This is a genomic window from Streptomyces sp. NPDC004561, assembly GCF_053602155.1.
Genome location: NZ_JBSGDB010000256.1, coordinates 1 through 11,475 on the forward strand (window position 1 = coordinate 1; position 11,475 = coordinate 11,475).

The 11,475-nt window shown below is 73.4% G+C and carries 9 protein-coding genes; 4 read left to right on the forward strand and 5 right to left on the reverse strand.

Annotated elements, in window-relative coordinates:
• Positions 1-297 precede the first annotated feature (297 nt).
• The gene (locus tag ACWEN3_RS28240) at positions 298-987 is read right to left on the reverse strand and encodes a DUF4232 domain-containing protein (RefSeq protein WP_452976361.1); all 690 of its coding nucleotides are present in this window, start codon (positions 985-987) and stop codon (positions 298-300) included.
• Positions 988-1,136: 149 nt separating this feature from the next.
• Positions 1,137-2,525 (reverse strand): serine/threonine-protein kinase, encoded by a 1,389-nt coding sequence (locus ACWEN3_RS28245; RefSeq protein WP_452976363.1) that lies wholly within the window; start codon positions 2,523-2,525, stop codon positions 1,137-1,139.
• Between the two features lie 47 nt (positions 2,526-2,572).
• On the opposite strand from ACWEN3_RS28245, the gene ACWEN3_RS28250 reads away from it, so the two are divergent.
• Positions 2,573-3,121: an RNA polymerase sigma factor gene (locus tag ACWEN3_RS28250; protein WP_452976365.1), complete on the forward strand. Its 549-nt coding sequence runs from the start codon at positions 2,573-2,575 to the stop codon at positions 3,119-3,121.
• 3 nt (positions 3,122-3,124) lie between these two features.
• Here ACWEN3_RS28250 and ACWEN3_RS28255 read toward each other — a convergent pair whose 3' ends face one another.
• The gene (locus ACWEN3_RS28255; RefSeq protein ID WP_452976367.1) at positions 3,125-5,506 is read right to left on the reverse strand and encodes a SpoIIE family protein phosphatase; all 2,382 of its coding nucleotides are present in this window, start codon (positions 5,504-5,506) and stop codon (positions 3,125-3,127) included.
• A gap of 265 nt (positions 5,507-5,771) precedes the next feature.
• Between ACWEN3_RS28255 and ACWEN3_RS28260 the strand changes: the two genes are divergently transcribed.
• A complete protein-coding gene (locus ACWEN3_RS28260; RefSeq protein ID WP_452976369.1) occupies positions 5,772-8,870 on the forward strand; it encodes a glycoside hydrolase family 2 TIM barrel-domain containing protein in 3,099 nt (1,032 codons plus the stop codon).
• 12 nt (positions 8,871-8,882) lie between these two features.
• On the opposite strand, the gene ACWEN3_RS28265 is transcribed toward ACWEN3_RS28260, so the two are convergent.
• Both ACWEN3_RS28265 and ACWEN3_RS28270 read right to left on the reverse strand, forming a co-directional pair.
• Entirely contained in the window at positions 8,883-9,605 is a 723-nt protein-coding gene (locus ACWEN3_RS28265; RefSeq protein WP_452976371.1) for a 2OG-Fe(II) oxygenase, read from the reverse strand.
• 35 nt (positions 9,606-9,640) lie between these two features.
• Positions 9,641-10,099 carry a methylated-DNA--[protein]-cysteine S-methyltransferase gene (locus ACWEN3_RS28270; RefSeq protein ID WP_452976374.1) on the reverse strand — a complete coding sequence of 153 codons (459 nt, stop codon included), beginning with the start codon at positions 10,097-10,099 and terminating at the stop codon, positions 9,641-9,643.
• Positions 10,100-10,313: 214 nt separating this feature from the next.
• Between ACWEN3_RS28270 and ACWEN3_RS28275 the strand changes: the two genes are divergently transcribed.
• Positions 10,314-10,556 (forward strand): hypothetical protein, encoded by a 243-nt coding sequence (locus ACWEN3_RS28275; RefSeq protein WP_452976376.1) that lies wholly within the window; start codon positions 10,314-10,316, stop codon positions 10,554-10,556.
• A gap of 3 nt (positions 10,557-10,559) precedes the next feature.
• On the forward strand, positions 10,560-10,937 hold the full coding sequence (locus ACWEN3_RS28280) for a toxin Doc (protein WP_452976378.1): 378 nt from the start codon (positions 10,560-10,562) through the stop codon (positions 10,935-10,937).
• Positions 10,938-11,475: the final 538 nt, after the last annotated feature.

The following is an 11,475-nucleotide window of genomic DNA, read 5'->3' on the forward strand; positions in this document are numbered from 1 at the left end:
ACGGCCCCCGACACCGCAACCACGGTGTCGTTGTCCTCCACCAACACCCGCCGCCCCCGCCGTCAGCACCCGCCTGCGTGAGATCCCGCTCATCTTGTCCCCGATTTCCTCGTCATGGCCCCCGAAGGAGGGCTTGGTCTGTGCGGTCGACGGGTTCGATGGCGGGATCCACGGGAAAGATCGCGGCCGGCCGCGCCTGTTGCCGTCCTGTGACAGTTGTGACGCGGTCATGACGAACCCCGCTGCCCGGGGGACGGCAGCGGGGTTCGCGGAGGGGGGAGGAGCCGGGGGAGCGGCTCAGGGGGCGGTGCCGGGACCGAGCACCGTCAGGGAGACGGACGAGGAGTTCCCGGAGACGGGCACCGGTCCGCCCGCCCACGCCACCTTCAGCTGGTCCCGCTCGTCGGGCGGCGTGACCAGCAGCGCGGCCGGAGTCGCGGTCTTCGCGCCGCTGATCCCCGGGTTGGAGAAGGTCAGCCCGGCCCAGGCGCTCTGCCCCGGCTTGAGGGTGACCGTCACCGGGGAGCCGGACTCACGCCTGGGGTCCGGGCCGAGCTGGGTGCCGGAGGAGTTCACGAAGGCCGCGCCCGGAAAGCCGTGCACGGTGCAGGTCCGGGCGGACTTGTTGGTGAGCACCACGGGGAAGTTCTCCTGGCCGGCGCCCGGGTCGTTGCGGCCCACGGAGGCGCGCAGTTCGGAGGCGTGGCAGCGGGTGCCCGCCGTGATCGTCGTCGTGCCGGCGCCCGCGGTGGTGGTCGCGCCGGGAGCGGTCGCCGAGGGGGCGCCGGAGGTGGCCGACGGGGCGGCGGAGGCGGCGGACGCGGGGGTATTCGTGCCGTCGGTCGCGGGCGCGGCCGTGCCCGAGGCCGTCACGGGCGGGTTGCTGTGGACGTCGTGGCCGTTGCCGCAGGCGGTCAGGAGGCCCAGCACGGCGGCCGTGCCCACGAGCAGGGCCCCGTGCCGCGTGGACCGGGGTGTGTACACCATGTCGCTCAACACTCCTGGATGTTCGGGGCACGCGCCGCAACGCGTGCCTTCGGCGCCGGGTGCGCCGTCACCCACTGCGATGCGCGGGCAGCGGGAAAAGTTCGGCGCACACAGGGTTCTTTTCCCCGCTTCGGCCGTGAGCCGACGCCTCAGCCCGTCCGCAGCGAGCGGAGTACCCCGTCGGTGGCGTCACCGTCACCCCGTTGGCGTATCTGGACGTACACCTGGGGGTGCCCGGCGCCGTGCGCCGGGGTGAGCGCGGACTCCGTGATTGAGCCGCCGTCCGGGCAGTCGCTCCAGGCCCGAACCAGTCCGTGCCAGTCCGCGTCGCTGAAATCGCGGCTGCTGGAGTAGTGGCAGCCGGTGTGGGCGAGGGCCTTGACCTTCGCGGTGATGTCACCGTGCGCGCTGACGCCGACGAACACGCCGTCCACGGGGGCCTTCAGATCGGTCCACCGGGAGAGGTCGTCGGCCACCACCAGTCCGGGCTCGTGTCCCGCGCCGAGTCCCAGCGCCCGCGGATCCCAGCCGGAGTCCCGCAGCTCGTGCCCCCAGCCGGCGGGCACCCGGACGGTCACCCGGCCGGTGGAGTCCGCGACCTGTATGCCGTCCGCCGTGCCGCTGTGCTGGATCATCATGGTGACCGCGACCGCCGCCGCCGTGGCCGCGAGGACGGCGGCGAGGGACAGCGTCACCGTGTTGAGCCGGCCGCGGACCCCGTCCAGCCGTCGCACGGACCGGCCGCCCGGCCCCGCCGCCAGCCGGTCCAGCTCGTCCGCGAACGCCTGCGCGCCCGGCCAGCGCCGGGTCCGGTCCGCCTCCAGGGCGCGCAGCAGGACCCGTGCCACGTCGTCGCCGAGGTCCGGCCGCAGCCGCCCGGGCGGTACGACCTTGCCCGGCGGCCCCGGCACACTTCCCGTGACCAGCTCGTAGCCGACCGCGCCCAGGCTGTAGACGTCGGCCCGTTCGTCGATGCCCTCGCCGGGCTCGGCCTGCTCCGGCGGCTGGTAGCCCGCCGAGCCCGCGGCCAGGGTGAGCACCGAGGCCTGCGCGAGGCTCTTGGCCAGCCCCAGGTCGGCCAGCAGCACCCGGCGGGTGCCGTCCGGGGCGGTGTGCAGCAGCACGTTGGTGGGCTTGATGTCGCGGTGCACGATCCCCGCCTCGTGCAGCGCGGCGGCCGCCCGCGCGGCCTCGGCGGTCAGCGCCAGCGCGTCGGGCACCGGCAGCGGCCCGCCCGTCAGCAGGTCGGCGAGGGTGCCGCCGTCGGCGTACTCCATCACGAAGTACGGCCTGCCGTCGGGGAGTTCACCGATGTCGTAGACCTGCACCACCCGGCTGGAGCCGGCCCGGCGCAGCAGCCGTGCCTCGGACAGGAAGCGGTCCCGGATGTCGAGCCGGTGCGACCAGTTCTCGGCGAGGACCTTCACCGCGACCGGGGCCTGAAGCTCCGGGTCGTGGGCGAGCCACACCGTGGCGAAGGCGCCGGTGCCCAGCGGCCGTTCGAGGCGGTAGCGGCCGATCCGCTCCAGGGGGTGCATACGACTATCATGCCTGCCCTGAGATCGACTTGAAGGGGGGCCCTGACGTGCAGGACGAGGCGCCGTTGGAAGATTTCGCCCGGCGGGCCGCCGCAGGCGACGGCGCGGCCCTGGACCGGCTGCTGTCCGAGATCCGGCCCGAGGTCGTGCGCCGCTGCGCGCGCTTCCTGCCCTGCCGGGAGGACGCGGAGGAGGCCGCGCAGGACGTGCTGTTCCAGGTGGCCCGGCACATCACCGCCTTCGAGGGCCGCAGCCGCTTCGGCACCTGGCTGTACACCGTGGTCGCCAACTGCTGCCGGCAGAAGTACCGCGAGCTGAAGCGGCGGGCCGCCGAGCAGCCCGCCGCCATCGAGCCCTCGCACGCCGTCGACCCGCGCACCACCAGCGTGATCGCCGGCTCCCGGGTGGACCTGCTGGAGGCCCTGGACCGGCTGGAGCGGGAGCATCCGCACCTGGTCGCGCCGCTGGTGTACCGGGACATCTGCCAGCTGGACTACGCCGAGGTCGCCGAGCGCGTCGGCATCCCGCTCGGCACCCTCAAGTCCCGCCTGCACGAGGCCCGCAAACAGGTACGGCCCTGGCTGACCGCCTCCTGAGGGCTACCGGTCCTCCTCGAACAGGGGGAGTTCCGCCCAGATCGTCTTGCCCTCGGTGGTGTGCCGGCTGCCCCAGCGCTGGGTGAGCTGGGCGACCAGCAGCAGGCCCCGGCCGCCCTCGTCGAAGGTCTTGGCACGGCGCAGATGCGGGGCGGTGTGGCTGGTGTCGGACACCTCGCAGATCAGCGTGGTCGCGTCGTGGATCAGCCGCAGCCGGATCGGGCGGGCGCCGTACCGGATGGCGTTGGTGACCAGCTCGCTGACCACCAGCTCCGCCGTGAACGCGGCCTCGCTCAGCCCCCAGGCGTCGAGCTGCTCCACGACCTGCTTGCGGATCGGCGCGACGAGCGCCGGGTCGGCGGGGATGTCCCAGGTCGCCACCTGTGAGGCGGGCAGGCCCTGGGTGCGGGCGAGCAGCAGGGCCACGTCGTCGGCGGCGCCGCCCGACGGCAGCAGGGCGTGCAGGATGCGGTCGCAGGACTCGTCCAGGGACTCCGCGTACGCGCCGAGCGCCTGGTACAGCAGCTGCCGGCCGCCGTCGCCGTCCCGCTCCCGGGACTTCACCAGCCCGTCCGTGTACAGGGCGAGCACGGTGCCCTCCGGCAGGTCCACCTCCGCGGACTCGAAGGGCAGCCCGCCCAGGCCCAGCGGGGGACCCGCGGGCAGGTCGAGCTGGCGGGGCCGGCCGCCCGGCGGCAGCAGCACGGGCGTCGGATGCCCGGCGCGGGCCAGCGTGCAGCGCCGCGACACCGGGTCGTACACGGCGTACAGGCAGGTGGCGCCGACCTCGCCGGTGGTGCCGTCGCCGCCGGACTCCTCCGAGAGCCGGACCACCAGGTCGTCCAGGTGGGTGAGCAGCTCGTCCGGGGCCAGGTCGATGTCCGCGAGGGTGCGCACGGCGGTGCGCAGCCGGCCCATGGTGGCCGAGGCCTGGACGCCGTGCCCGACGACGTCCCCCACGACCATGGCGACCCGCAGCCCCGACAGCGGGATCACGTCGAACCAGTCGCCGCCCACCCCCGCCCGGGCGGCCGGCAGATACCGGGACGAGGCCTGCAGCGCGGCCGTGCGCGGCAGCGAGCGGGGCAGCAGGCTGCGCTGCAGGGCGAGCGCGGTCTCCCGCTCGCGCGAGTAGCGCCGGGCGTTGTCGATGCAGACGGCGGCGCGGGTGGTGATCTCCTCGGCCAGCAGCCGGTCGTCGGCGGTGAACCCGTCCGGGCGCCGGTGCCGGGTGAAGACCGCCACGCCGAGGGTGAGCCCCCGGGCCTGGATGGGCACCGACATCGAGGAGTGGATGCCGAACCGGCGCACCTGATTGTCGCGCGCGGTGTTCCAGGTCAGCCAGCGCTGCATGTCGCCCGCGGCGATCGAGGTGATGATCGTGTGGCCGGCGGTCAGCGAGTCCGCCTGGGGCGAGCCGGCCGGGTACTCCTCGTTCTCCCCGGGCTCCATCACCGCCTCGGGCACACCTCTGTGGACCGAGCGGTGGGCGGCCCGGCGCAGGGTGACCGGGGCGGCGACGCGGGCCGGGGGCTCCTCGCCGTACTCCTGCGGGTCCAGCAGGTCGATCGTGACGAAGTCGGCGAGGGCGGGGACGCACACGTCCGCCAGCTCCTGGGCCGTGCGGGTGACGTCGAGGGTGGAGCCGATGCGCATGCTGGCCTCGTTGACCAGCTGCAGCCGCTGCCTCGCCCGGTGGCTGTCGGTGACGTCGAGCGCGGCCATGCTCACGCCCCGCACCCGGCCGTCCGGGCCGGTGACCGGCGCGAGGCGGGCGAGCCACGCGTGCGCCGGGTCCCCGCCGTCGTCGCGCAGGAAGGTCTGCATGTCCATCGGCTGTCCGGTGGTCAGCACCTGGAGCATGCCCTGCTCCAGCTCCTCGCTCTGCGGCCTGCCCTCGATCTCCGAGACCCTCAGACCCCGCACGCGTTCCTCGGGCAGCCCGACCACCTCGGCCATGGCGTCGTTCATCCGGCACAGCCGCAGCCGCTCGTCGTAGACGGACAGCGCGCAGGGGGACTGGACCAGGCCCGCCTCGCCCAGCTGATCCTCGTCGGCGGGCGGCTCGGCGCCGTCCAGCGGGGTGATGACGAGCCAGTCGGCGGGGCGGCCGGCACGCGCCGGACGGCGGTGGGCGAGGACCCACACCGAGACCGTGCGGCCGTCCCGGTGGCGCAAAGCCACCGTGCCGTCCCAGCGCGGCCCCCTCGGCTTGACCAGGAGCGCGTCCCCGGCGAGCAGCTCGGCCACGGGGCGGCCCACGACGGTGTCCGCGGAGTGGCCGAGCAGACGCCGCGCGCCCTCGTTCCACTCCACCAGCGTTCCGTCGTCATCGATGACAGCCCGGGCCGTCGCCGCGTCGTCGAACGGATAGACCCGGCTCATCGTCGCCGCTCCCAAGCGCACACTCACAGTGAACAGGTGGCACCTCTCGTGTTCCAGCGTAGTGCTTCGCGCACGGCCGTGGACCGCGACCCCCGGCCGGGTGGCCGGTCGGTCGAACACGGTCAAGGGGGAATTCCGGCCGATCTTTCCTCGGAGCAAGGCGCACCGTTCCGGACCCTTGACGATCGCGTGTGGCTGCCCGTCAGAATCTGTTTGTTCATGATCAGTTGTGAGTACTTCTGGGCCCTGATGAGGGAGAGCCGGCATGACGGTCACTCGCAGATCGGTTCTGGTCGCAGCCACGGCAGCGCCGGCGGCCGGAGCACTCCTCGGTGTTCCGGCGGCCCCGGCCGCCCTCGCCGCCGAGGGGTCCGGGGGCGCCGGGGGACGCCGCACCGTGCCGCTGCGGGTCGGCCGGCGCTTCGCGCCGGCCGACCCGGGCGGCCTCACCGATGCCACCGGCGCCTACGCCCGGGCCGCCGACCCCGGATGCGACGACTCCGCCTGGCGCGAGGTCGCCGTCCCGCACGACTGGAGCATCGAGCAGACCCCCACCACCGACCACGGCACCGCCGGCGGCACCGGCTTCCTCCCCGGCGGCCTCGGCTGGTACCGCCTCGCCTTCACCCTGCCGCCGGCCTGCGCGGGCAAGCGGATCTCGGTGGAGTTCGACGGCGTCTACATGGACTCCCACGTCTACTGCAACGGCACCGAGGCCGGCCGCCACCCCTACGGCTACACCGGCTTCGCCCTCGACCTCACCGACCTGGTGCACACCGACGGCAGCACCCCCAACGTGCTCGCGGTCAAGGTCCAGAACCAGCTGCCCAGCAGCCGCTGGTACTCCGGCAGCGGCATCTACCGCGAGGCCCGGCTCGTGATCACCGAGCCGGTGCACGTCGCCCGCTGGGGCACCTACGTCACCACGCCCGAGGTCTCCGCGGACCGCGCGCTGGTGCGGGTGGCGACCACCGTGGTGGACGAGTCCGGCGCCGGCACCGACGTCGAGGTGGTGTCCCGCATCACCGGGCCCGACGGCCGTACGGTCGCCCGGGCGGCAACCACGGCCGCCGTCTCCGACCGGGCGACGCAGACCCAGGAACTGACCGTCCCGGAGCCCCTCCTGTGGGACTTCGCGACCCCGGAGCACCGCTACACGCTGCACACCGAACTCCGTGTCGCGGGCCGCACCACCGACACCTGCCGCACGCCCTTCGGCATCCGCACCTACCGCTTCGACCCCGACGAGGGCTTCTCCCTCAACGGCGCCCACGCCAAGATCAAGGGCGTGGACCTCCACCACGACCAGGGCGCGCTCGGCGCGGCGATCAGCATCGACGCGGTCCGCAGACAGATGACCATCATGAAGTCGATGGGCGTCAACGCCTTCCGCACCTCGCACAATCCGCCCTCGCCGCAGATGATCCAGGTCTGCGAGGAACTGGGCATCGTGATGATGGTCGAGGCGTTCGACTGCTGGCGCACCGGCAAGACGAAGTACGACTACGGCCGGTTCTTCGACGAGTGGTGCGAGAAGGACGCCACCGAGATGGTCCTCGCCGCCCGCAACTCGCCCGCCGTGGTGCTGTGGTCCATCGGCAACGAGATCCCCGACTCCACCTCCACGGCCGGGCTCGCCATGGCCGACCGGATCATCGGCGCGATCCGGGCCGCCGACGACACCCGGCCCCTCGTCATCGGCTCGGACAAGTACCGCGGCGTGCCGAAGAAGGGCTCCGCGGCCGACCTCATGCTCGCCAAGCTCGACGGGCTCGGCCTGAACTACAACACCGCCAAGTCGGTCGACGCGCTGCACGCCGCCTACCCGCACCTGTTCCTCTTCGAGTCCGAGTCGTCCTCGGAGACCTCCACACGCGGCACGTACCAGGAGCCCGAGCACCTCAACACGGGCGAGAACCACACCCCCGGAAGGCGCGCGACCTCCTCGTACGACAACAACCTCGCCTCCTGGACCATGAGCGGCGAGTACGGCCACAAGAAGGACCGCGACCGCAGGTGGTTCGCCGGGCAGTTCCTCTGGTCGGGCATCGACTACATCGGCGAGCCCACGCCGTACAACGTGTTCCCCGTCAAGTCGTCCTTCTTCGGCGCGGTCGACACCGCCGGCTTCGCCAAGGACATGTACCACCTGTTCCGGAGCCAGTGGACCACCGAGCCCATGGTCCATCTGCTGCCCATGACCTGGAACCACGAGCAGGGCGACACGGTCGAGGTGTGGGCATACGCGAACGTGCCCTCCGTCGAGCTGTTCCTCGACGGAAAGTCCCTCGGCACAAGGGAGTTCGACGCCAAGCGGACCACCGACGGACGCCCCTACCTGGAGACCACCGAGGCCACCGGCGACGACAAGACCTTCACCGACGGCCCCTACCCGGGCAGTTACACCAGCCCCAACGGCAGCGCGGGCAGGCTGCACCTGAGCTGGAAGGTGCCCTACCGGCCGGGTGAGCTGAAGGCGGTCGCCCGGCGGGACGGCAGGGTGGTCGCCACCGACGTCCTGCGCACCGCCGGGGACCCGCACGCCGTACGGCTGACCGTCGACCGCGAGACCCTTGCCGCCGACGGCCGGTCGCTCGTCTTCGTGACCGCCGACGTCGTCGACGCGCACGGGGTGCTCGTGCCCGACGCCGAGCACCTCGTCACCTTCGACGTCACCGGCGGCTCCCTCGCCGGAGTCGACAACGGCCGCGAGGAGAGCGCCGAGCGCTACCAGGCCACCACCCGCAGCGCCTTCCACGGCAAGGCCCTCGCCATCGTCCGCTCGGGCACCCGGCCCGGCGCGCTGAAGGTCACCGCCACGGCGGATGGCCTGCGCAAGGGCGCAGTGAATGTGCGCGCCACCCCGGCCCGCGACACCGCCCGCACGCCCGCGCCCGCCTTCGCGCCCGACCCCCCGGCGCCGCTCGCCCACCCCTACGCGGACGCCGGTTACTCGGGGCGGCCGGACACCCTGCCCGCCGCGATGCTGGACGGTGACCCGGCGACCGGCTGGTCCAACTCCTTCGCCAAGTCGGCCACCGCGCTGCTGCCCGCCTTCAACGGGGCCCGCGCCGAGGACTGGGTGTCGGTCGACTTCGGGCGCACCCGCACCGTCGACCGGGTGGCGGTCTCCTTCACCGTGGACGCCACCCACACCCTGCCCGCGAAGGCCGAGGTGGCGGTGTGGGACGGCCGCGCCTACACCCCCGTGACCGGGGCGCGGGTCGACTGGGCCACGGACTCCGACAGCCCGACGGTGATCACCTTCGACGCGGTGCGCGGCTCGCGGCTGCGCCTGACGCTCACCAGCGCGTACCCCGGCGAGGCGAAGGGAGCGGTGCGGATCAGCAGGCTCGACGTCTGAGACCGGCCGCGCTCACGCCGCGTCGTGGAACACCAGCCCCAGCGTGCGCCGCCGCCCCGACCGTACGGTGCTCACCCCGTGCCGCATCGCCCCGGCCGACCAGCCGCGGCGGGTGCGCACGGGGTGGTCCCGGGTCGTGAACACCAGGCCGTGGCCCTGCCGGAGCACGGTCGCCGTGCCCCGGGACTGGGCACGCGGCCGCTGCTCGACCATCAGGAACTCGCCGCCCGTGTAGTCGGTGCCGTACGCGTCCAGGGCGATCACCACCTGCAGCGGGAAGACCAGTTCCCCGAACACGTCCCGGTGCAGGGCGTTCCAGTCGCCCGGACCGTAGCTGAGCAGGATCTGCGCCGACCGGTCCTGGCCCGCGGCGTGACAGCGCGCCAGCCACTCCTCGAGCGCGTCGGGCCAGGGCGCCGGGCGGTCGAGGCGGGCCGCCCAGTCCCGGGCGACCGGCAGCAGCCGCGGATAGAGCGCGGCGCGCAGCGCGGCCACGGGGGCGGGCAGGTCGTGCGTGAAGTAGCGGTACTCGCCGGAGCCGAACCGGTGCCGGGCCAGATCCACCGTGGTCCGGAACAGCTCCGGCTTGTCGTACAGGGCGGCCAGGTCGGCGCACTCGGCGGGCGTCAGCAGCGGGCCGGTGGACGCACAGCCGTGCTCGTCCAGCTCGTCCGCGAGCGCGGCCCAGTCGGTACCGCCCACCCGGTGACGAGCCTGGACTCGGGTCATCTCCATGACTCCTCCTGATTCGGACGGGCGCGGGGCTCGTTTCAGACCAGCGTCGGCTGCAGCGCGCCCTCGTGGGTGAGCAGCCAGACCTTGCGCTCGACTCCGCCCGCGTACCCGCGCATCGACCCGTCCGCGCCGACCACCCGGTGGCAGGGCCGGACCAGCAGAAGCGGGTTGGCGCCGAGCGCCCCGCCCACCGCTCGGATCTCGGCCCTGGGCACGCCCAGCCGCGTGGCCAGTTCCCCGTAGGTGGTCGTCGCGCCGTGCGGGATGTCCGCCAGGGCCTGCCAGATCATCCGCTGGAACGGCGTGCCGGCGGTGGAGAGCGGCAGGTCGAAGCGGATCCGGCGGCCCGCGAAGTACGCGTCCAGCTGACGGTGCGCCTCCGCGAAAGGACCGTCGTCGCGGTCCTCCGGACGGAGCGCGGGCGCGCCGCGCCGCCCCGGCGGGGACAGCGTGGTGAGGGTGAGACCGGCGGGCGAGACCGAGCCGGTCAGCAACAGGTCGCCGAGCGGGCTCGGTGGACGGTGTGGACGGTTCGGCTGTTCATCGGTTCTCCTCCGGTTCCTTGCCTGCGCTGTCGAGTCTGCTGCGCCGCGCGCCGCGGGACCGGCGGGAATCGGACCTGGCCCTCAGGGCCCTCAGGTACCGCAGGAGATACAGGTTGACCTGGGGATATTTACGGGTGAGTACCCGCGCGGTACCGTGTGGGACATGCCAGCTCTCAACGTGGAGTTCAGCGATCGGGAACTCGAGGATCTGCGGCAGATCGCCAAGGAGCGCGGTACGTCGATGAAGGCCCTCGTACGCGAGGCCGCCGCCGCGGACATAGCCCGGCACCGGGCACTGCAGGAGGGCGCCGAGGCCTTCCGCAGCTTCTTCACCGCCCACGCCGAGGAGTTCGCGGCCGCCTTCCCCGAGGACGAGCCGCCCACCGCCAAGGGCGAGGCCGCCTGAGCGATGCCCTCAGTCATCCACATCGACGTCCCGTGGCTGCTCCAGCGGCACGAGGAGGTCCTGCCCGACCAGCCCGCGGTCGACGACTTCTCCTCGCTGGTCGCCGCCGTCGCCCGGCACCGCGTCGACCCGCCCCGGCTCGGGGTGGACTCCGACCCCGCCTGGCGGGCCGCCGCCCTGCTGCACACCCTCGCCGTGCTCAAGCCGCTGCCCGCGGCCAACGCCCGCTTCGCCTGTGCCACCGCAGTGGCCTACATGTTCGTCAGCGGCGTCGGCATCGACCCGCCCTACGGCGCCCTCGTCGACCTCGCCCGCGACCTGCTGTCCGGCAAGACCGACGTGTACGGCGCGGCCGACCGGCTCCGCTCCTGGCAGATCTGAACCCCGCCCCGGCCGGAGGCCGAAGGCCGGAGGAACAGGGCGATCCGAACCCGCCCCGGCCGGCCGGGGGAAGCCGCTGGGGCCGCCGGCCTAGGGCGGGAGGAACAGGGCCGGCGGCCCGTCGCGCGCGGGAGTGCCGCCGTCCCGCGCGGGGCCTTCCGAGAGGCCGACCCAAGTCCACTACCCGGCCCGGGACTCCGGGCAGCGTGCGCCGGCGGCCGAAGTGTGCGCACGCTTCACACGGGGCGCCCGGAAAACCGAAAGCCACCGCACCGGACCTGGCTCTCGCCCCTAATTCTGACTTTCCTTCAAAGCCATTGTTGTCGTACGGGCGTCTTGTTGCTCCTGTGGAAGGTGTGCCAGGGTTGAATCGCCCGTGCGGGGGGTAATTTCCGGGGCTTTTCAGGCAGTTGCGACGCCCGGACCGACCGGGCGCAGGTGCATTCCCGCTCCCCGTGCGCGCCCAGAGGTACGCATCTACGCACCACGTATCGAAGGAACCCGCTCAGTCGCGGGGGGCGGGGGGGGGCGGGGGGGC